This window comes from Bacteroides sp. K03 (assembly GCF_019734355.1).
Lineage (GTDB): Bacteria > Bacteroidota > Bacteroidia > Bacteroidales > Bacteroidaceae > Bacteroides > Bacteroides nordii.
The window spans coordinates 51,427-75,031 of the sequence record NZ_JAASHC010000024.1; the positions used below are offsets into that span (position 1 = coordinate 51,427).

Consider the following 23,605-nt stretch of genomic DNA (forward strand, 5'->3'; position numbering starts at 1 on the left):
AATCATAAAACAGACAGAAATGAAGAAACACATCGTTGCACTGGCATCGACTTTACTATTATGCAGTGGCTCCTATAGCCAAAATACGCAACCGGAGAAAAAGTCCAAAGCCTACATGGTTGCAGATGCACATCTGGACACTCAATGGAACTGGGATGTCCAAACGACTATTAAACAGTATGTATGGAATACTATTAGCCAGAACTTACTTCTACTAAAGCAGTATCCTGACTATATCTTCAACTTTGAAGGGGGAGTCAAGTATGCATGGATGAAAGAATATTATCCGGCTCAATACGAAGAAATGAAAAAATATATCCGGGAAGGACGCTGGCACGTGAGTGGCTCCAGTTGGGAAGCTAACGATGCTTTGGTGCCCTCAACCGAATCTGCGATTCGTAACGTCATGCTGGGACAGGAATATTACCGGAATGAATTTGGAGTGGAAAGTACAGATATCTTCCTACCGGACTGTTTTGGCTTCGGATGGACACTGCCTACCATTGCAGCTCATTGCGGACTCATCGGGTTCTCATCACAAAAGCTGGACTGGCGTAACAAGCCTTTCTACGGAAAAAGCAAACACCCCTTTACTGTCGGGCTGTGGCAGGGAATCGATGGTTCTTCCGTCATGCTGGCTCACGGATACGATTATGGCAAAAGATGGAACGATGAGGATTTATCGGAGAACAAGGAACTGTTAGGACTGACCACACGTACCCCGCTCAATATGGTGTACCGTTATTACGGCACAGGAGATATTGGCGGATCACCCACATTGGGTTCCGTACGTTCTGTTGAAAAGGGAATAAAAGGAAACGGGCCACTCGAAATCATCAGTGCTACAAGCGACCAGATGTTTAAAGACTTCCAACCTTATAAGGATCATCCGGAATTGCCTGTATTCAACGGAGAGTTACTGATGGACTTACATGGAACAGGCTGCTATACTTCACAAGCAGCCATGAAACTGTACAACCGGCAGAATGAGCTTTTGGGAGATGCAGCAGAAAGAGCAGCCGTAGCCGCCGAATGGCTCAACAAAGCTGCATATCCCGGAGCAACTCTAACAGATGCCTGGAAACGTTTCATCTATCATCAGTTCCATGACGACCTCACCGGAACAAGTATTCCACGTGCCTACGAGTTTTCGTGGAATGACGAGTTAATCTCACTCAAACAATTTTCCGGCGTACTTACCTCTTCCATTCGTTCAATAGCCGGAGACATGGATACACAGGTAAAGGGCATTCCGGTAATACTCTATAATGCATTAGGATTCCCGGTACAGGACATAGCAGAAGTAGAACTGGAATTGCCCACAGCCCCCAAAGGTGTCACAGTATATGACAACAACGGTAAAAAGGTGGCATCACAGTTACTATCCTACACAAACGGAAAAGCACATCTGTTGATAGAAGCAACAGTACCGGCTACCGGCTACGCAGTGTACGATGTACGTACTTCCGGCACGGCAAATCGCTTTGCTGCAACAACAAGTAACATACTCGAGAATTCCATCTATAAAATCACATTGGATGAAAAAGGTGATATCACCTCGCTTCTCGACAAGACGCAGAACAAAGAGTTGGTAAAACAGGGTAAAGCCATCCGACTGGCCCTCTTCACCCAAAATAAATCATACCACTGGCCAGCCTGGGAAGTACTAAAAGAAACAATAGACCGGGAACCAATCTCTATCACGGATAATGTGAAAATATCATTGGTAGAAAACGGAGAACTACGTAAAGCAATCTGCATTGAAAAGACACACGGAGAATCGGTGTTTAAGCAATACATCCGGCTCTATGAAGGAAGTCGTGCCGATCGGATCGATTTCTACAATGAAATAGACTGGCAATCAACCAATGCCTTGCTAAAGGCCGAATTCCCTCTGAATATAGAGAATACGGAAGCAACTTATGACTTAGGAATCGGAAGCGTTAAACGTGGAAATAATACCGATATCGCTTACGAGGTATATGCACAATACTGGGCCGACCTGACCAACCAGGACAACAGCTATGGTGTATCGATATTGAATGACAGCAAATATGGCTGGGACAAGCCCAACAACCATACGCTCCGTTTAACGCTGCTCCATACTCCGGAAACGAGTCGGAACTACGCTTATCAGGACAAACAGGACTACGGACATCACAACTTCACGTATAGCCTTGTAGGGCATTCCGGTAAGCTGGATCATGCATCCACCGTAGAGAAGGCAGAACTTATGAACCAACGCCTGAAAGCATTCCAGACTACAAGGCACAAAGGTACACTGGGCAAAGAGTTCTCTTTTGCAACCTCAGACAACCACAACGTAATTATCAAAGCACTCAAGAAAGCAGAAAGCTCAGATGAATATGTAGTGCGCGTGTATGAAACCGGAGGTGAAAAGTCACAGCAAGCTACTTTGTCATTCGCAGGTGATATACTCAATGCGAATGAAGCTGACGGAACAGAAAAAACAATTGGTGCTGCCAGTTTCAATGGAAACAAACTGCAAGTCACTATTAAGCCCTATTCTGTCAAGACATTCAAAGTGCGTTTGAAAGGTGCTGCACAACCTGCATCTGAACCGGAATATGTGAACCTGCCACTAAATTATGACCGCAAATGCGCCTCATTTAATGAATTCCGCGGAGAAGCGAATTTTGAGTCCGGATACTCATACGCTGCAGAACTACTACCGGATTCCATATTCGCAGATCAAATTCCGTTCCGCCTGGGAGAGAAAGAGACATTCAACGGCATGACCTGCAAAGGAGATACGATCTATCTGCCCGACGGACATAAATATACTCATTTATACTTCCTGGCTGCTGCAACGGATGATGATTATACAGCTACATTCTGCTGCGGGAAAAACAAAGCGGAAATCACCGTTCCTTCTTACACCGGTTTCATCGGACAATGGGGACATACCAATCATACCAAAGGGTATCTAAAAGATGCCGAGATAGCTTATGTAGGTACACACCGTCACGCTCCGGGTGAAGATCAGGCATACGAGTTTACGTATATGTTTAAATTCGGTATCGATATTCCCAAAGGCGCAGTAAGCTTTATCCTGCCAAAGAATGACAAGATTGTGCTCTTTGCCGCTACACTGGCCAAAGAAGAACAGCCTGCTGTGAACACTGCATCACAGCTATTCCGTACAGCCATCAAAGAAGAAGCCGGCAAGAAATTATCTACACAGGAAAGTCCGAAAGAAAACTTGCTGAAAACTGCGAAGATCATATCTTATTCAGGCTATATGAACAACCGTGAAAAACCGGAATGCATGATTGATGGAAATAAGGATACCAAATGGTGTGATACAGGTATGACTCCGAACTATGTGGATTTTGATTTAGGAGAGGCACAAGACATCAGTGGCTGGAAACTTGTGAATGCAGGTGAAGAGAGTCACACATATGTTACGAAAGGGTGTTTCCTGCAAGGAAAGAATAATCTGAATGAAGAATGGAAAACACTGGACAGGCTCAACAATAATAAGCGTAATGTTGTTTCACGACAACTGTCAGAACCTGTTAAAGTACGTTACATCCGCTTAATGGTAACCAATCCGACGCAAGACGATGAAGGGAAAGACACCCGCATTTACGGATTTGAAGTTTATAAATAGAAAGTCCTCTTAGAGATCCTTATATAGGAACAGGCTTTTATATATTTCGCCGGTTATCTCGTTATCGAGACTAACCGGCGAAACGGGTTTATAGAGAGTTCGCCAACTACCGGAAACACAAATATGGCTCCTCTTGAAACAAGGAAGCCAGAAGAAAGACGCTAAAAGGAGTAGCAAGGGAGACATAACCCGGTAAGGTCGTAGAGGAACAAGAGATGGCTCGTAAGGGAGCGTTGTTTTACATGTACATGTTTAACAGTACGACATGCACATGTGGAGCAGTACGACATGTGCATGTGGGACAGTACGACATGTGCATGTCGTGCAGCTTTACATGTACATGTAAAACAATGCTTCCCACCAGAGAAAGGAGGTTTACATTACTAAGAGAGGAATCGTCAACGGCAGGCATCATCTGTTCAGCCAAGGTTCAGGATTTAATTTGTCTTTCTCTTTACGCAATTGGAAGTGCAATACAGTACGCCCATTGTCGGAGGCATCAGAAAATACCTGCCCGATAGCCTGCTTCGTACTAACCGTATCTCCCGACTTAACAGATGCGGAAGAGAGATTACAATATACAGAGATATAATTGCCATGGCGAATTAACACATTGAACAACCCATTGAGTTGGAAAACGGCCGCAACTTTACCATCAAAAATAGCACGAGCCTGCGCACCGGGCTTTCCTTGAATATCAATACCCTTATTATCGAGTTTAACATTGCGTAATCCCTCAACGGCATATTGTCCATAATGGCTGGTAATAATATAAGGACCCGAAATCGGCATAGGTAGCTTACCACGATTACTGACAAAGTTGCCGGATAACTCACGGTCCGCTTTACTCATACTATAAGCTTCCAGAGGTTCCGCTTTTTTCTTTGTCTCCGTTCCGGAAGAAGTTGATGTTGATTTACCTTCCTTAGCTTCTGACTTTTTACGAGCCTCTGCTTCGCGACGCGCTTCTTCGGCTGCACGCTTACGGGCACGTTCTATTTCCTCGGCTATCAACTTATCAATCCGGGCATTGAGTTGATTGGCTTCACGTCTCTTTTTATTTATTTCGCTTTGTAACCCTTTCTGCTTCTTTTGCAGATTAGCCACCATTTCACGCTTCTGCTTTTCCTGATCTTCAAGTTTCTGCTTCTCTCCTTCGCGTTCTTTCAACAGATTTTCTTTGGCAGTCTTTACCTGCAGCAGCTCTGCTCTTTTCTTCTTGATCTGTTCCTGTTTTTTCAGAATTTCTTCGCCCTGAAGCCGTTGATAAGTAGCATACTCACGCACATAACGAAGACGGCGATACGTCTGTCCCAGGCTCTTGGCCGAAAAAATAAACATCAGTTTTTCTTCTATCGATTTATTACGATAGAGGTATTGGACGGAAGATTCATATTTCTTTTTCTTATCCTGTAAGTCACGCTGAAGTGTACGAAGCTGTCGCTCAAGGACAGACAATTCGCGTTGAAGAGCCTCCACGTCATTATTTATGGCAAGGATATATCGCTTGCGTTCTTCAATCTGCCCCGTTAATGAAGCAAGACTATTAAGTTGGCTTCCTACGTCTTTCTTTGTATTCTTCAACAATGATTCAGTGTCAGCAATCTGCTTTTGCAATTCGCCGCGTTTACTTTCCAGCTCTTTAATCAATCTGCTACTCTGAGCAGAAAGCGGAATGACCAGAAACAGAATACATGTTAATCCTACAAAGATACGTTTCATCATAACTTAGTCAGCATATTTAATAGTTCTTCAAGTGGCACCTGGGTGTATCTGTCCGAGACTTCGGTAGGTGTCATTGCAAATTCTTTGGACGAGAAATCATATAATCTCACTTTTGCTCTTTCCAGTGAAGGTATGCCCAACTCCTTGCCACTCAACTCGGCTTTCCCTTCCGGGCGTGAAGCACTCAGAAGTAACTTCTCCAATTTAGAGAACCGGGCGTCCTTAGGCAGAATATCATCCAACTCTTTCCGGGAAGCCCTGACATAGCGCTTATTCATCCGATCGATAAGTAATACTTCGTCGGGAGTTATCTCCAACCGGGCTATTTCCGTACGGAGAATAGGCATCAGAATGGAAAGCTGCACACGTTCGCCTCCTTTCATTTTCATTGTTCCCCCCGTCGTTATACTCCCATCAGAGCCGGAGGGTATAGTTAACTGCAGTTTGGATGATAGGTAACAAGGCTCGGCGACAGGCACGTTTGAAGTTATATTCTTTGTGCTTTTACAGCCTGCAAGCATTACTACCAGCAACAATAAATAGAATACGTTTCTCATTCTGCAATGTATTTCTTCTTCTTAATTTTCTCTTTCAGCGTTTTCGATTCACTCCCCATATCAAGAGCCTCTTGCCAATATTTCAATGCGCCATCCACATCACCGGTCATATAATAGATATCTCCGCAATGTTCTACTATCACATCACTTTTCTCCCCATCGCTTTTCATGGCATCATCAATGTAGATACGAGCCTCAGCATAGTTCCCTTTCTCAAAAAGTATCCAGGCATATGTATCAAGATAAGTGGCGTTGCCAGGATCGGCTTTCACCGTCTTATAACTCATTTCCTCAGCCTTATCGAGTTCCCGGCGTTCTACAGACAGATAATAGGCATAATTGTTCAATGCACCAATATTAGAAGGGTTGTAAACCAATGCAGAATCATACGCATTGTATGCCTCCGTCATCATCGCTTTTTTATGGTAAACATCGCCCATGATAGAATAGAAGTCAGATAAGACTTCTTTCTTACTCTCATTTGTAGCGTTTGCCAAAGCTTTCTGACAAATAGCAAGTACCTCATCATTACGCTCCGCCTGGCTATAGCCAATAGCGAGATAGAAATAGAACTCAAGTGCTTCGGGAGTAGCCTCTACACCAGGTTCACAGATTTTAATGACCTGTTCAAAATCATTCTTCTGCACAGCTACTTCAAGGAGCATCAGACGGGCAGCTTTATTGGCCGGATCAATCTGGACCACACGCTCCAATACCGGAATCGAAGCTTCCTTCATGTTCTTTGCCCAAAGATATTGTGAATAGAGCATAGGAATCTGATCATCATCCGGGTCCTGCTGCAGGATACGGTCAAAAAGCGAAATCACCTTCGTACTGTCTGCTGTAGCCTGTTCATTTTGGGCAATCACCTGGCGCATTACATTCAGTTTCGTATCTGCAGGTACCTTTTTGTTCATCAGCAAAGAGTCCAGTTGCTGTTTATACAAATCCTGTTGGCCGGTTTGTTCATAATAGGAAGCCAGTGAAAAATGGGCCATCACATTGTCCGGCTCCGTAGCAAGTACCTTCTGATAAATATCGTATGCCTCCTGCTTTTTACCATTCTGCATATACACATCTCCCAGGATTACTTGATAACGCATATCCATAGGATATTCCTTCACCAGGTTCTCAATCTCCCGAAAAGCACTTTTGTCGTCTTTCATCTGCAGATAAATACGGAATTTCTCCATTGTGAGTTGCTCATTCTTCCCCATTATCTCTTCCAGACGATCTAACGTTCCGATCACTTTACCATAATCCTCTTGCTGATTATACAAATCAAGCAAAGCAAACAACGATTCTCTTTTTCCCGGAAAACGGGTAGCCATCATCTCAAGCAATCCTATTGCTTTCTCTTTCTCATTCTGTTGTTGATAAAGGCTGGCAAGTGCCTGGCTATACCAATAATTATCCGGTGCGCTTTCCACCGCAGCCTCCAAAGCAGCCTGGCCTTGTGGCACTTGCTTCAAAAACATATAATACTGCGAAATCTCATAAAGGGCCGAAGCTGCCTGCGGATTAATGGTCAGACAATGTTTCAGCAAATCAAATGCAGCATCATACTCCTTTTTAGTTTTCAATCGCGTTGCTTCGAGGAAAAAGTAGTCATATTTACGCTGTTGCTCGTCCGAGAGGGTAGCTAACTGCCGGGCAGGCTTAACAGCACCCGCCTTTCCTACTCGTTGTGAAGAACCGCAAGAAGCAAGTATCAGTATCAACACCCCAAGGAGTAATAATTTTATTTTCATTCGTAATTCGTAATTTGTAGTTCGTAATCTATCCCCTTCCCGTATGCCCGAAGCCACCTGCACCACGCTCCGTATCATTCAGTATTTCCACTTCCTGCCAAACAGCCTGTTCATGACGGGCTATCACCATCTGTGCAATACGTTCTCCGTCTTCAATAACAAATGGTTCGGTCGAAAGATTAATCAAAATCACACAGATCTCTCCCCGGTAGTCGGCATCAATCGTTCCCGGAGAATTTAAAACAGTAATCCCTTTCTTTAAAGCCAGACCGCTACGCGGACGAACTTGTGCCTCAAATCCCGGAGGGAGTGCGATATATAATCCGGTAGGAACCAGACAGCGTTGCATAGGGGCCAGAGTCATTGAGTCCGAAAGATTAGCACGAATATCCAGTCCGGCAGAGAGTTCAGTAGCATATGCCGGAAGCGGATGCTTTGATTTATTGATAACTTGTACGTTCATATTCAGTCTGTTTACTATTTAACGGGCGAAAATACATAAATTGTATCGAATTTCCGTACATTTGCAGTTAAATAATGTGCGAATATGGGAACTATGTACTCCCAAATCGTAAATTGTAAATAGCTAAATCATAAATACCCATGATGGATTGGAGGAAATTAATCTCAGCAAAGCGCTTTGGGATGGAAGAGTTTCATGAAGAAAGACAGGAAAACCGTTCGGAATTTCAAAGAGACTATGATCGGCTCATTTTCTCAGCTCCCTTCCGCCGCTTACAGAATAAGACACAGGTATTTCCACTACCGGGTAGTATCTTTGTGCACAATCGGCTCACCCATAGTCTGGAGGTTTCGTGCGTTGGCAGGTCACTGGGTAACGATGTTTCAAAGGCAATACTCTCCCGACAACCGGAATTACAGGACTCTTTCCTACCCGAAATCGGATCCATTGTTTCTGCCGCCTGTCTTGCTCACGATTTGGGTAATCCTCCGTTCGGTCATTCCGGTGAAAAGGCTATCTCCACTTTCTTTTCCGAAGGTAAAGGACAGTTCTTAAAAGATCAACTCCTCCCGGTGGAATGGGATGATTTGACACATTTTGAAGGAAATGCAAACGCTTTCCGGCTCCTTACACATCAATTTGAAGGACGCCGTAAAGGTGGATTTGCCATGACCTATTCTACGCTTGCTTCCATCGTCAAATACCCCTTTTCATCAAGTCTGGCAGGTAAAAAATCCAAATTTGGATTCTTTATCAGTGAAGAAAAAGGATTCCAGCGTATTGCTACTGAACTTGGATTAATTCAACTGAGTGAACAACCTCTGAAATATGCCCGTCATCCGCTGGTCTACCTTGTTGAGGCAGCCGATGATATTTGCTATCAAATGATGGACATTGAAGATGCCCACAAACTAAAAATTCTAACCACCGGGGAGACGAAAGAAGTACTGCTGGCTTATTTTAATGAGGAACGACAGGCACATATCCGAAGAACATTCAGCATCGTCAGTGATACAAACGAACAAATTGCCTATCTACGTTCTTCGGTCATAGGATTACTGATAAAAGAATGTACAAGAATATTCCTGGAACATGAAGCAGACATTCTTGCCGGTAACTTCACCGATCCACTGATTAAAAAAATTTCCGAACGCCCCGCACAGGCCTACAAGCGTTGTTCTGAGGTCTCTTTTAACAAGATCTACCGTTCTCGGGATGTGCTTGATATAGAATTAGCAGGTTTTCAGGTTATCAGCACCCTGCTGGAACTCATGGTCGATGCCGTAACCTCCCCCAACAAAGCTTATTCACAGCTTCTTATCAATCGCGTATCGGGTCAGTACAACATAAAAGCGCCTGCACTCTATGAAAGAATACAGGCGGTACTTGATTATATTTCGGGAATGACTGATGTCTTTGCGCTGGACCTCTACCGCAAAATCAACGGCAACAGTCTTCCTGCGGTGTAAATACTTTATTGACGCCCGAGGTTAACTTACAGTCTTCCGGATGACTTTCGATGAATGATTGGATATGACGCATACGCTTATCCTCAAGAATTTCGTCAACAGCTATCAGAATGCCGGTTTCTTCAACATCTCCAAATTCATAATTAATAGCTGTACCAAACATACGCATTGTAGGGCTTAAACTCATATAGGCATTTACCAATGGAGGAATATTATAGCCTAACTTACGAATCTCACTATTCAGAATCTTGTAATCATCTTTAAATGATTTCTCATAGAATATAGTAGCCAAATCTTTCTCCTCAGTCTCCATTTTCAACGGATTCAACGGAGTGATTAACCCATCTTTATCGCCAAAGTGCTTTTTCAGGAAGTAAAGAATCATATCACGACCCTGACGGTGATAACTGGGATACATCGTTACTTTACCAAAGAAGTATTTCACATTTGGCATCACAACAGTCAACGCTCCCAATCCGTCCCACAAATTATCCAAAGCAAATAAGCCTTTGCTTCCTGCGCGGGTAGACTGATATTCAAGGGTTACGAATGATCGTCCCAGCTCAATTGTAGTAGGCAAATACTCTTTAACAAACTGCTCAGAGAAGTTGAACATATGGGAAGTAGCCAGTATCGGAGCCCCCTTTTCATCAAAACGTACATCTGTACCCAGCAAATAACGGTACCCACCCAGAATCTCCTCCGCTTCCGGATTCCATACAATCAGTTGTTTGTAAGGATTCTCCATTGTATCGTATTCATCGATATCCATAGACAACCCGGTACCTCCTCCTGCTGCACGAAAAGCAATTTCACGCAAACGGCCAATCTCTTTCATTACATTTGGAGAATCTTGTGAAGTAGTAATATAAATATGATTATTACTTTTATTCGTCATGCGCAACCGCTTATCCTCCGTAAGTTCCGCCTTTAGCAGTTCTTTGCTTATCGGTTCAATAATCTCTTCCATATTCCTCGTTAGTGTAGTTGTTCTTTTTCTCTTTATCACAGTTTATATACGATATCCTTAACATACTCCGCCCACTGTGCAGGGGTTTTAGATTTATCAAATGTCTGCCAGGGAATTGGTTTACCGAAAGAGACTGTAAATGTCTTATGACGGTTTTTAAACATTTCATCTGCCAGATAAAGCATAGCTATATTAAATTTTATTCCCAGTGTTTTACAGATATTTGCCAGATTATAAAAGAAATCAGAGTTACGCCCACCAAAATGTACAGGTATTACATCTCTTTGCGCCTGCACACTTTTAACAATAAATGTCTTCTTCCATTCCAAATCCCGGATAATGCCATTCTGTCGTCTTGAGCAGAGTCCTGCCGGAAACATAATTAACTGGTCATCTGATTTAAATCCAGCCTCTACCATTTTCGGAAAATCTTTCGCCTGTTTTCCTGTCTTATTAATAGGAATACAAAGAGGAGCCAGTCCACGCAGGTTCATCAGCAAATCATTTACCAGATATTTCACTTTCCCATTATAGTGTTTACCAAGAACATAGCCTAATGCTACACCATCTTGTCCTCCTAGCGGATGATTGGACACAAATGTATATAAACCATCTTCCGGTAAATTCTCTTCTCCCCTTACTTCCACTTTGGCGTCAAGAAAATCCAAGGAAGCTTCCAGAAAGTCTACTCCTAATTTATCCTTCGACTCACGTAGAAAAACATTAATTTCTTCCTGATGAACAATCCTTTTCAGATAAGAAACTATAAATTTAGGGATATACTTATAATGCTTCGGAGCTTTTGTCCGAAGAATCTTATCGATATCTATTAAAAACAAAGAGTCGTCAGTCATTCGTTATAGATAAAATGATTGTGCAAAATTAATTGTTCTTTTCTATTAATTGCAATAATTTGGCAGAAAATGCAGGATTTAGGTTTCTGACGAGAAAAAAGAACACCTGAAAACTATCATATACCACCTAAAAACTATCAATTGATAGTTTTTAGGTGAAAGAAAGACGAATTCACCCCTGTCTCAATCATCAAAACGCCGTAAACTTGCAACATCGAAACAACAACGATATATTCACAATTTAAAAAGCAACGTTTATGAAAAGTTTAAGCTTCAAAAAAGATTTGATAGGAGTTCAGGATGAACTACTTCGTTTCGCATACAAACTAACAACCGACCGAGAAGAAGCCAATGATTTGTTGCAGGAAACCTCATTAAAAGCATTAGACAATGAGGATAAATATATGCCAGATACTAATTTTAAAGGATGGATGTATACCATCATGCGAAATATCTTTATCAACAATTACCGTAAAGTCGTTCGCGACCAGACATTTGTTGATCAGACAGACAACCTTTATCATTTGAGTCTCCCGCAAGAATCAGGTTTTGAGAGCACAGAAAGCTCTTACGACTTAAAAGAGATGCACCGCATTGTCAATTCACTGCCCAAAGAATATAAGGTTCCATTCTCTATGCATGTTTCCGGTTTCAAATATCGTGAGATAGCAGAGAAATTACATCTTCCACTTGGTACTGTGAAGAGTCGTATCTTCTTCACCCGCCAGAAATTACAGGAAGAATTGAAAGATTTCAGATAACCTAAGCCGACACTATATAATTGTCGATTTCCATATAAAATTTAGTGCAGATTTTTAGTTGTGTTCACAGTAGAAGCAAGTAGGAGAAACTCCTTCTTGCTTCTTTTTTTATACTCAAATTCAAAGAAAGCTCCTAATAAAACTCCACAGAATATACTCCATAACATATTTAACTTTTTTTCAGCCACTTGTTATCAAGCTTATCCGAATGTTTCCTTATATTTGGACAACAAATTTGAAACATTGTTCCAAATATGGAAAAAGTAGAAGAATATATGGAAAAAGCAGAAGAGAACTACAAAGTCCCAAACCTTGAAAAAGGAATTGCGATTCTTGAGTACCTATCGCTTTATTCCTTAGGAAGAACACTACAAGCAATCAAATCAGAACTTGATATTTCGCAAACGACCGCCTACCGTATTTTAAATACTTTAGTCCGGTTAGGATACCTTATATATAATGAAGACACAAAACATTATAAATTATCCCGCAAATTATTATCACTTGGATTCAAATCATTAAATGAGCATAATTTGCTGGAGGTAGTCCTGCCACATTTACGTAATTTGCGGGATCTAGTAAAAGAGACAGCCTGTTTCGGAGTGTTAGGAGACCAGAAAGGCATTTTCATAGAACAAGCTCAAGGACATCACACTTTCCGGTTTGTTCTATCACCCGGTAAACCCTTTGAACTACATTGTTCGGCACCGGGAAAGGCTATCATGGCTTATCTCCCCTGTAATGTTCGTGACTATTATCTGTCACAAATGGAGTTTACACGCTATAATGCACGTACTATTACTACTCCTGAGGCATATATGGATGAGCTGGAAAAAGTACGAAAGTTAGGCTACGCCATGGACAATGAAGAAGAATTAAGCGGAGTACTCTGCATAGGTGCCCCTATTTTCAATTACACAAGTTATCCATGCGGAGCTATTTGGATATCTGGTCCCAAAGACCGCTTATCTAAGGATGTAGTGCGTAATTCAGTTGAATGTATAAAAGATGCCGCACAAACTATCTCCAAAGAATTAGGATACAATCAGTCTTAAAAACATAAAACATACATACTATGAATACCCCCAAACAAATATTAAAAAAAACATTAGCCACCGCATTCTTTTGTGGTTGTGCTTCCTTCGTTCTGGCGGGGACTCCCCCATTTTTCCCTACAGACATTACCTTAAATTCCAAAGGTGAAATTCTTATTGTAGAAAAGGGGACAAGCCGAATCAGTTTCTTTTCGCCGGACGGTAAAACTTTACTTCGCACCATTCCTGTTGAAGAAACCCCAACTGGCATCCTTCTGGATACCCATAAAGCATATGTCACTACCAGTGCAGCCACCGGACATTTGCAAATTTTATCATTGGAATCAGGACAAAAAGAAGCTACCATTCTAACAGGTTCCGGTGCATGTTCTCCTATTTTCGGGCCTGACAAAAAACATATATATGTATGTAATCAATTCCAGAACACTGTATCAGAAATTGATCCGATAAATCATACGGTTGTACGTTCGGTTAATGTGTTGCGTGAACCTAAATCAGCACAGTTCAGCAAGGATGGCAAATATCTGTTTGTTACCAATTACTTGCCATCTCAACGGGCAGATCTCGACTATGTGGCAGCTTGTGTTTCCGTCATCAGAATGGATGATTTTACCAAAGTAAAAGACATCAAACTGGCCAACGGTAGTAATGCTTTACGTGGTATTTGTATTACACCGGACGGTAAATATATATATGTATCCCATAATTTAGGACGTTTTACAGTTCCCACATCACAATTGCAACAAGGATGGATGAATACCAGTGCCTTCAGCATTATAGATGTGGAAAAACAGGAATTCCTCGGCGCAATTGTAGTCGACGAACCAGAACGTGGAGCAGCAGGTATCTGGAGCATTGCCTGCAATGACGAGTCACTCTTCATCACTCACTCCGGGACACATGAAATCAGCGTTATCGACCATAAAGCCATGCTGAAGAAATTTTTAAGCTATCCTGATAAAGCTATGCTGGATTATGACCTGAGATTTCTGTATGGTCTGCGTAAACGTATCCCACTGAAAGGCAATGGTCCGCGCAAAATGATAATGGAGAACGGAAAACTCTATATTCCCACTTACTTCGCTGACATCCTGAATATCGTAGATACCCAAACAACTGAAATTACCTCGGTTAATCTGAATCCGGACCGGGAAGAGAGTATAGAAAACAAGGGAGAACGCTATTTTAATGATGCCTCTCATTGTTTCCAAAACTGGCAAAGTTGTAATGGTTGCCATCCGGGAGATGCCCGTACAGATGGTATGAACTGGGATTTAATGAATGATGGAGTAGGTAACTCTAAAAACTGCAAAAGTCTTTTATTCAGTCATCCCACCCCTCCAAGCATGATATCAGGCATACGCGAAACAGCAGAATGGGCGGTACGTGCAGGTTTTAAATTCATACAGTTCTTTGATATAACCGAAGAAGATGCCGTATGTGTGGATGCTTATCTGAAATCTCTCCAACCTGTTCCAAGCCCCTATCTGGTAAATGGAGAGTTATCCGACCTGGCCAAAGAAGGAAGAAAGGTATTTGAAAAACTAAAATGCACAGAGTGCCACAGTGGTCCATATTATACAGACCTGAAAATGCACCGTATCGGTGAGGATATTGAGTTCGAAAAAGGTTGGGATACCCCTACCCTACGTGAAGTCTGGCGCACAGCCCCCTATCTTTTTGACGGACGTGCAGCCACGATGGAAGATGTATTTAAGGTACATAAACACGGTATTGAGAAAAAGGTTTCTCAAAAAGAGATTAAAGCGCTAACAGAATACGTAAATTCCTTATAAAAAACAAGACACCATTGGAAAACATGAATTATTGTGATAAAATAAAATATAGCATATATACCACCGAAATTGCTGATTTCGGAACAATGGCAGATACTTTGTTAGCACAGTTACCTCAAAACGAGCACATATTCAGACTAATATTTTTCGGCACACCGACAGATAACAACGAATATGTAATTCGTCGTAACATTTTAAGTGACAAAATACAACAACGTTATACCCAGAAGTTACCTGTATTAAGTTATGTATCCCAACCTGCTTTGGATGGCGGACTTACAATGGAAGTACATAGTTATCAGGCAGATGAGAATGATCATATCACGTATCATCCCAATAAAGGTTTTCCTTACATCACATTGGAAAATGCTGATGGACGTTTTCTCTTTGCAGGAGGCTTTCATAGTGATGTGTTGAATTTCAATACCCAACAACAATCCGTTGAAGTTTTCCGGTTAGCAAGTGAAGTTTTGCATAAGGAAAATTTTCCCATTGAAAATATCATCCGCCAATGGAACTACATTGAACAAATTACAGGATTTGATGGTGCCGATCAACACTACCAGATGTTCAATAATGTGCGTAGCAACTTCTACAACCAGGCTACCTGGAGTTTGGGTTATCCGGCTGCTACAGGTATCGGGAGTAATCTAGGGGGTGTTTTGGTAGATATTGATGCCGCTGTATTTACCCGTCCGGAATGTTTTGCCACTCCTATTGATAATAAATTACAGGTAGCAGCTCATGCCTATTCACCACAAGTACTGGAAACGGCTCATCAGCAAAAATCAACACCAAAGTTTGAACGTGCCAAAAGTATGACGTTTGATGACAGACAACTCATTTATATATCCGGTACAGCCGCAATCCGGGGAGAAGAAAGTCTGGCCGGAGTAGGTCTTGAAAGACAACTCCACATCACTATGGAAAACATAGCCCAACTAACAGGAGACGCACATTTAAAGTTATTGCGTGTGTACCTGAAAAACAAGTCACATTACCAGGAAGCATATAAGCTGCTGAATGACTATCAACTGAATATACCTATTTCTTATATGTGTGCAGATGTATGTAGGGATGAATTGCTAATTGAAATTGAAGGTATTGCCATAAAATAAGACACTGCCTCATCACAATAAATAAAAGAGGAGAAATTACTAACCAAATAAATAAATGAAAATGAAGAAAAGACTTAGAAATTCAGTAACCCTAGGAGTTGTTTTACTCTCAATGGTAGCATGCACAGGCAAAACGTCTACATCAGAGTCAGCTTGCAGTGCCAACGGACAATGTTCCGAACAATGTAAAAATGAATGTAATCAAAATAACTGTAAAAATAAAAAAGAAATGACTTATTCTAAGAAGTACACAAATGCCGATTTTTACAAAGACGGCAAATTCCAGCAAGAAGCTGCTATGGAAGCAATGAAAGACATGTTCGCATTCTATGATGTTCCTTTCACCGAATTAATGGCCAAAGACATGTGGGTTACAGACTTCGGACTAGGAGATTTTGAGAACGTAGGTATGGGTGGTATTTTCTGGGTTAACAACGCAGAACAAAGATACTTTGCACATGCTATCTATCTGCTGCCTGGACAAATGATTCCGGAACATGCTCATGTAGCTACTACATATCCTGCTAAACACGAATCCTGGATGGTTGAAAAAGGATGGGCCTATAACTTCTCTGAAGTAGGAGATGAAACTCCGAATGCCCCTGCAATCCCAGCCACTCATGGTCCTATCAAGAGTAAGAATTTCGTTGTACAAAAGGTAGGCGAAGTACTTCCGTTGAAAGCTTTGACAACCTTCCACTTCCTGATGGCTGGTCCCGAAGGTGCAATTGTTTCAGAATGGGCTACTTACCATGACAATGCCGGTCTTCGTTTTTCGAATTCTAAAGCTGCATTATAATAGTAGAAAAGCATAATACCTTAGAATCAACCTTATGAACAAAATATTGTTAATAACACTCTGTTTCTTATCAGCTTCCGCCTCGGCATTTGCCGGGCCGAAGCCTAAGAAAGCAGAGACATGGATTGATGCTTCAGTAAAAGCCAAATCCGAATTGCGTACGCAACTACAAAAAGCAGGAATGCCAGTCATATCCAAATGGATTAAAGTCAATGACAAGGCAGAGCCTTTTGTTGTGGACTTGAAGAATTGCGATAAGCTGATACTGGTTACCTCCGGTGGTCCTGACGGTAGCAGCTATGATCATGCAGTATGGGGGAATGCCCGCCTGATTGCAGCCGACGGTTCTTCTGTATGGTTGGACCAGACTCCGTTTGAATATGGCGTAGCCGGCTGGGATAAACCAAGAATGAACATCAACGCAAATGGCAAACCCATCCGGATTGCCGGAAAAGCTTATGAGCACGGTGTATTCTGCCATGCTAACGGCACATTGGTCTATCCTGTGAAAGGTAAATACGTACGTTTTGAAGCAGAAGTTGGTATTGACGATGACTCAAGAACGGGTAGTGTATATTTTCAGGCATTGAATATATTGCCTAAAGACATCGCCAATCAGCTGGCAGAAAAATACCCGAATCAGATCGGGATGCTAAGCAGTCAGATGGACGGACTGGATACTTGGTTAATCACCCCCGATGCCTCTGTTGAGAAACAAATTGTAGATGCTTTGGCTGGTAAGATAAAAGATGCTTCTTACTTCAAGAACATCATACGGCAAATAGCAACCGAACAAGACGTAAATACACAGATATACAAATACCTCGAGATATTTGAAAAAATGCAAAATGTATACGAGGTACAGAATGAATTGGAGTGGCTGAATATAAATGCAATCAAACTGGCATTCGCTGATATGAAACAACAGCAAGGGTTTGATGTAGCCAAATACCAGCCTTTGCTCGACGAACTAATAAGCCTTTCTCAAAAAGGTTTCGACGGCATTTATAAAGGCGACACACAAGCATTGTCCAATGCCCGCAAAGCATTGAAAAACAAGCAAGCCATTCTGCTTGGTAACCCTTTACTCAATGGCGACAAAATTGTTGCTACTCGTTTCAAACTGGGTTCAAAGGCACATACAGCTATGGCTCCGGATTTAGGCACACAATCTAATAACTGGAGCAATCAGGAATCTGCACGCCGTAGTGGATTTAATGCTGAAATAGTAGAATTGTCTAACCTGCGTGGTGACATTCAGATGCGTCAAATATACAAACCACAGAACTCATCCTCTATCGCAGACCTTAAAATGCATTGGGATGGCGACCGGGTTATGTTTACTGCAACCATGCCCGACAATCGGTGGAATATATATGAAGTAAAGCTGGACGGTACCGGTCACAGAATGCTAATAGAAAATGAAGAACCAGATCTGGAATTCTACGACGGTACATATCTACCTGACGGGCGTATGATAGCAACTTCTAATATTGGTTATCAAGGTGTACCTTGTGTCAGTGGTTCTGATCCTGTAGGTAATATGGTGCTTTATGATCCCAAAACCAAAAACATGCGTCGCCTTACATTTGACCAGGATGCCAACTGGAATCCGGTTATCATGAATAATGGTAGAGTAATGTATACTCGTTGGGAATATACCGACCTGATGCACTACTATTCCCGCTTTGTAATGCATATGAACCCGGACGGAACAGAACAAAAAGCCCTGTTTGGAAGCGGTTGTGCTTTCCCTAACAGTACATTCGATATTCAACCTCTGCCTAATCATGCGTCTGCTTTTGTAGGTATTATTTCCGGTCACCACGGTGTTGCCCGCTCCGGCCGTTTAATTTTGTTTGACCCAACCAAAGCCCGCAAAGGCACTGCCGGTATGCTTCAGGAAATTCCATATCGGAACCGTCCGATAGTAGAATTGGTTAAAGATGAATTAGTAAACGGCGTATGGCCACAATTCATCAAACCTACTCCATTGAATGACAAATATTATCTGGTAGCCGCCAAGCTGAACCCACAAGATTTATGGGGTATTTATCTGGTGGATGTATTTGATAACGTAACTTGTCTGATGAAACAGGAAGGCGAAGGATACATCAGTCCGATTGTTGTGCGTAAGACAACTACTCCTCCGGCTATACCTGACAGGGTAAAACTGAATGAAAAAGAAGCAACTGTATTTATCCAGGATATATACGAAGGTGAAGGATTGCGTAATGTACCTCGTGGTACTGTAAAAGAACTCCGTCTGCATGCTTATGAGTATGCATATCTGAAAACTGTTTCGGACCATAACTGGCATGGTATCCAGAGCGGATGGGACATTAAACGTCAGCTCGGAACAGTTCCTGTGGAAGAAGACGGATCTGTTATCTTCAAAATACCAGCCAATACGCCAATCTCCATCCAGCCGATTGATAAAGACGGAGCTGCTATACAGCTGATGCGTAGTTGGTTGACCGGACAACCGGGTGAAGTTGTTTCCTGTATAGGATGTCACGAAGATCAGAATCAGATTCCCGTGCCTAAGCGTGTAATTGCATCTCAACGTGCACCACACTCTATAAAAGCACCAGAAGGTGGTGTCCGTTCATTTACATTCGATCTTGAAGTACAGCCGATTCTCGACCGTGCTTGTATTGCCTGTCATAACGGCGAAAAAGCATTCGACCTCCGTGCCGGTGCAAAAGACGAACGTGGATATGGTCCTTCTTATCTGAATCTACATCCGTATGTTCATCGTCAGGGTCCGGAAGCTGATATGGCAGTTCTTCAACCCTATGAATATCATGCCAATACCAGCGAATTAATCCGTATCCTTAAAAAGGGACATGCAAATGTGAAGCTGACTGACAAAGAATGGAGAACATTGTATACATGGATTGATTACAATGCACCGGATAAGGGTTACTTCAATGCTAATAAGATCAAAGATTTCCCATATCAGGGTTTTGATCAGATTGAACGCCGTACAGAACTCACCAACAAATATGGCAACGGTATGGGAGTAAACTGGAAGAAAGAGATTGCTGACTATGCAACCTATCTGAAAGGTAAAGGAGAAATTATTCCGGTCCTTCCGGCAGCAACAGCTCCTGTAAAAGAGAAGAATGTAAAAGTGAAAAACTGGCCTTTCGATGCCAACGCAATCAAAGCGATGCTGGCAAACGAAAAGGAAACACGCAAAGAAGTTGTATTGGCTCCCGGAGTTAAACTCACCTTCGTTCGTATTCCTGCCGGAGAATTCGCTATGGGTAGCTGGAACGGATCTGCTGATAATCGTCCGGTATCTAAAGTAAAAATTGCAAAACCATTCTGGATGGGTGAAGTAGAAATCACCAATGAACAATACAATGTCATTTTCCCCGACCACGACAGTCGTTATGTAGACCAGTTATGGAAAGACCATGTACATTTCGGTTACCCTGCCAACCAGCCGGAACAACCTGTTATCCGTGTTAGTTATGAAGATGCTATGGCGTATTGTAAACAACTGAGCGAAAAGACCGGCCTCAACATCACCCTCCCCACAGAGGCACAATGGGAATGGGCGTGTCGTGCAGGAAGTGATTCTGATTTCTGGTATGGTAATAGCAATACGGATTTTGGTAAATTGGAGAACTTTGCAGACGAAAGTTGCAATAAAATGGCTGTAAGTGGCGTTAATCCACAACCAATGTCTAAGAATTCATACTGGTACAAATATTACTCTTATCTGCCTAAAGAGGAAAGTGTAAACGATGGAGCAATGAACCAGGTTAATTCTAAAAATTACCAGGCCAATCCATTTGGATTATATAGCATGCACGGAAATATAGCAGAATGGACCCGTTCGGATTACATACCTTATCCTTACACCGAAAAGGTAAAGAATCCTTCGGAATTCAAAGTAGTACGTGGTGGTTCTTATATTGAACGTCCTAAAGTCTCAACTTCTTATGCCCGTAAAGCCTACTACCCGCATCAGCGAGTATTCAATGTAGGATTCCGCGTAATTATTGAAGACTAATTAAACAGTTGACAGTGGACAATTGACAATTGACAGTGAGCAGGCCAACTGCCCACTGTCTACCGTCAACTCTTCATTGTCAATTGTCAACTATCAGCTGCCAACTGTTATCAATTGTCAACTCTAAAAATGATTTTCCAATGAAAGTAAATTTCCACAAGCCCTTCTCTTCTTATGTAACAACCATTGTGTTGCTACTGATTTATGCTGTTGCACTCGCTGCCGCTACTTTCATTGAAAAATACCATGGCACTGCAACAGCCAAAACGATCATCTACTATTCGCCTCTGTTCTTTTTGCTTCAATTATTGATGGTTATCAATTTTGTAGCAATTGTTATCAAGCGCCAATATCTTAAAAGCCGGAAATGGGGTATGTTAGTCACTCATTTTGCTTTTATCATCATTTTCCTGGGTGCTTTTACCTCTTTCCTTTTCAGTGAAGAAGGTATCCTTCATCTTCGCGAAGGAGAAACGAGCAACCAAATCGCCGTTCGCTCCGCCGATAATAACACAAGTATCCACACCTTACCCTTCTCTGTGGAACTAAAGAAATTTACGTTGACCCGCTATCCGGGTTCTTCCAGTCCCTCTTCCTATGAAAGTGAAGTTGTAGTACATGTGGACGGTGAAACACGTCCCGAACGAATATTTATGAACAATGTGTTAGATGTAAAGGGCTACCGGTTCTTTCAGGCATCTTATGATCCGGACGAACAAGGTACGATTCTCTCTGTCAACCGGGATGTTGCAGGACGCAACATCACTTACACAGGGTATCTTTTGCTTGTCATCGGACTGGTTCTATGCTTTATTGGCAAGAATACCCGATTCATGTCATTGAGCCGTCGGTTAAAAGAATTACATACTGCAACTAAGATAATAGCCTGTCTGCTCTTCTTTATGCCCTTTCCTTCTGAAAGCAGAGCAAACGAGAATAACTCCCCAATGATGGATATCGTACAGAAACATAAAATTTCTCCTGCACATGCCGAAGTTTTTGGTTCTTTACCAATCCAGTCAAATAGTGGGCGTACCATGCCAATCAACACTTTTTCTTCCCAAATACTCCGAAAGCTACATAAATCGGATAAAATCGGAGGTTTAAACTCTGACCAATTCCTTATCAGTTTACTGGTGATGCCAGATGTATGGATGCGCATACCATTTATTGCCGTATCCAATCCAGAGTTAGCAAGTTATTATAATCTGCCTGCCAAACAATGTGCATACGCGGAAATGTTTGACAATAACGGCTACTACAAGTTACAGGAGAAGCTGGAAGAAGCATATAACAAAATGCCTAACCAACGTACCCGATTCGACAAAGATTTGATGAAATTGGATGAACAGATCAACATCTTCCACCAGCTTATCAACCGTCAGATGCTGAATCTCTTTCCAAAAGAAGATGATCCCAACCATAAGTGGTATGCTCCCGGAGATGACCTTTCGGCTTTTACAGGAAAGGACTCCATGTTCGTAGCCCGTATTATGGACTGGTATCTGGAAGAGGTACAGGAAGGTCTGAAAAGTAACGACTGGACAAAGGCCAACGAAGTTGCCGGCATGATCAGTACTTACCAGCAAGCCAAAAACAAAACACTCGACATCAGCCCTAAAAAGATACAGTCTGAACTGAAATATAATAAGATGGATGTATTTCGCTATTGTAAAATCGGTTATCTTATTTTGGGTGGTCTGCTGCTCATCTTTACATTCATCGTACAGTTTCAGCAGAAACGCTGGATAAAGTCTATGGTCTGGATATTGGGGATTCTGGTGCTTATCGTGTTCCATTATCACATGTACGGTATGGGAATGCGGTGGTATATTGGCGGATATGCTCCCTGGAGCAATTCATACGAGACAATGGTATATGTGGCCTGGGCTACGGTTCTTGCCGGTCTACTGTTTGTACGCCGCAATACAATTACTTTAGCACTGGCTACCTTGTTCGGTGGTATCATTCTTTTTGTATCCGGTCTGAACTGGATGGATCCGGAAATAAGTCCCTTAGTTCCGGTACTTAAATCTCCCTGGCTAATGTTCCATGTTGCCATTATTGTAGCTGCCTATGGTTTCTTCGGCGTCAGTTGCCTGATGGGATTAACCAATATGGTTTTGATGATCTTCGCCGGCAAGAAACGAACGAGTCAGCTGATTATTCGTATCAAAGAGTTAAGTATCATCAATGAAATGTCATTGCTGGTAGCGCTGGCTTTGATGACGATCGGTACTTTCCTGGGGGCCGTCTGGGCAAATGAATCCTGGGGACGCTACTGGGGATGGGATCCTAAAGAAACCTGGGCACTGATTACTATGGTTGTTTATGCCATTGTCACCCACCTGCACCTGATAAAACGTTGTAATACCCTTTGGTTATTCAATGTCGCTTCAGTCATCGCATTTTCATCCGTATTAATGACCTTCTTCGGAGTCAACTATTTCCTTAGCGGAATGCACTCATATGGACAGAACGACAATGTAAACAATATATTGATCTACCTGTACTTTGCCTCAATTGTTATTATTGTATTAGCATTTTTCTCTTACAGGAGTTGGAAAAAGAATCCTGAGTTAAATCCGAACAAGTCATAAACCAATAGTTATTATAAACACTTAAA

General features: G+C 42.1%; 15 protein-coding genes. 9 read left to right on the forward strand and 6 right to left on the reverse strand.

Translation table 11 applies throughout. The features are described from left to right. The first annotated feature begins 19 nt into the window (after positions 1 to 19). Entirely contained in the window at positions 20 to 3,634 is a 3,615-nt protein-coding gene (locus tag HCG69_RS15205; RefSeq protein WP_221650744.1) for a glycoside hydrolase family 38 C-terminal domain-containing protein, read from the forward strand. A gap of 411 nt (positions 3,635 to 4,045) precedes the next feature. Here HCG69_RS15205 and HCG69_RS15210 read toward each other — a convergent pair whose 3' ends face one another. The 4 genes from HCG69_RS15210 to dut are packed head-to-tail and all read right to left on the reverse strand — an operon-like array spanning position 4,046 to position 8,130. Beyond that, positions 4,046 to 5,359 (reverse strand): murein hydrolase activator EnvC, encoded by a 1,314-nt coding sequence (locus tag HCG69_RS15210; RefSeq protein WP_221650745.1) that lies wholly within the window; start codon positions 5,357 to 5,359, stop codon positions 4,046 to 4,048. Then, complete coding sequence (locus tag HCG69_RS15215; RefSeq protein WP_221650746.1) at positions 5,356 to 5,916, reverse strand: DUF4292 domain-containing protein; 561 nt, start codon at positions 5,914 to 5,916, stop codon at positions 5,356 to 5,358. Before HCG69_RS15215 ends, HCG69_RS15210 begins: the two co-directional genes overlap by 4 nt. Continuing rightward, positions 5,913 to 7,667, reverse strand: a complete 1,755-nt coding sequence (locus tag HCG69_RS15220) for a lipopolysaccharide assembly protein LapB (protein ID WP_221650747.1) — start codon at positions 7,665 to 7,667, stop codon at positions 5,913 to 5,915. The genes HCG69_RS15215 and HCG69_RS15220 overlap by 4 nt, the downstream gene beginning before the upstream one ends. 28 nt (positions 7,668 to 7,695) lie before the next feature. Next, positions 7,696 to 8,130 (reverse strand): dUTP diphosphatase, encoded by a 435-nt coding sequence (gene dut, locus HCG69_RS15225; RefSeq protein ID WP_221650748.1) that lies wholly within the window; start codon positions 8,128 to 8,130, stop codon positions 7,696 to 7,698. Positions 8,131 to 8,270: 140 nt separating this feature from the next. Between dut and HCG69_RS15230 the strand changes: the two genes are divergently transcribed. Next, positions 8,271 to 9,599, forward strand: coding sequence for a deoxyguanosinetriphosphate triphosphohydrolase (locus HCG69_RS15230; RefSeq protein ID WP_221650749.1), 1,329 nt, complete (start codon positions 8,271 to 8,273; stop codon positions 9,597 to 9,599). Here HCG69_RS15230 and HCG69_RS15235 read toward each other — a convergent pair. After that, positions 9,571 to 10,569: a GNAT family N-acetyltransferase gene (locus HCG69_RS15235; RefSeq protein ID WP_221650750.1), complete on the reverse strand. Its 999-nt coding sequence runs from the start codon at positions 10,567 to 10,569 to the stop codon at positions 9,571 to 9,573. The genes HCG69_RS15230 and HCG69_RS15235 overlap by 29 nt on opposite strands. A gap of 35 nt (positions 10,570 to 10,604) precedes the next feature. Further along, a complete protein-coding gene (locus HCG69_RS15240) occupies positions 10,605 to 11,423 on the reverse strand; it encodes a 1-acyl-sn-glycerol-3-phosphate acyltransferase (protein ID WP_221650751.1) in 819 nt (272 codons plus the stop codon). A gap of 257 nt (positions 11,424 to 11,680) precedes the next feature. Between HCG69_RS15240 and HCG69_RS15245 the strand changes: the two genes are divergently transcribed. From HCG69_RS15245 to ccsA, 7 genes are all read left to right on the forward strand, one after another. Continuing rightward, complete coding sequence (locus HCG69_RS15245; RefSeq protein ID WP_002558810.1) at positions 11,681 to 12,184, forward strand: RNA polymerase sigma factor; 504 nt, start codon at positions 11,681 to 11,683, stop codon at positions 12,182 to 12,184. Positions 12,185 to 12,438: 254 nt separating this feature from the next. Beyond that, positions 12,439 to 13,239: an IclR family transcriptional regulator gene (locus HCG69_RS15250; RefSeq protein WP_370634154.1), complete on the forward strand. Its 801-nt coding sequence runs from the start codon at positions 12,439 to 12,441 to the stop codon at positions 13,237 to 13,239. A gap of 20 nt (positions 13,240 to 13,259) precedes the next feature. Then, entirely contained in the window at positions 13,260 to 15,035 is a 1,776-nt protein-coding gene (locus tag HCG69_RS15255) for a YncE family protein (RefSeq protein ID WP_221650752.1), read from the forward strand. Between the two features lie 23 nt (positions 15,036 to 15,058). Continuing rightward, positions 15,059 to 16,153, forward strand: coding sequence for an endoribonuclease L-PSP (locus HCG69_RS15260; RefSeq protein ID WP_221650771.1), 1,095 nt, complete (start codon positions 15,059 to 15,061; stop codon positions 16,151 to 16,153). Positions 16,154 to 16,214: 61 nt separating this feature from the next. Beyond that, entirely contained in the window at positions 16,215 to 16,952 is a 738-nt protein-coding gene (locus HCG69_RS15265) for a hypothetical protein (RefSeq protein ID WP_221650753.1), read from the forward strand. 34 nt (positions 16,953 to 16,986) lie between these two features. Continuing rightward, positions 16,987 to 20,979 carry an SUMF1/EgtB/PvdO family nonheme iron enzyme gene (locus HCG69_RS15270; RefSeq protein WP_221650754.1) on the forward strand — a complete coding sequence of 1,331 codons (3,993 nt, stop codon included), beginning with the start codon at positions 16,987 to 16,989 and terminating at the stop codon, positions 20,977 to 20,979. 140 nt (positions 20,980 to 21,119) lie between these two features. Then, positions 21,120 to 23,579: a cytochrome c biogenesis protein CcsA gene (gene ccsA / locus HCG69_RS15275; RefSeq protein WP_221650755.1), complete on the forward strand. Its 2,460-nt coding sequence runs from the start codon at positions 21,120 to 21,122 to the stop codon at positions 23,577 to 23,579. Positions 23,580 to 23,605: the final 26 nt, after the last annotated feature.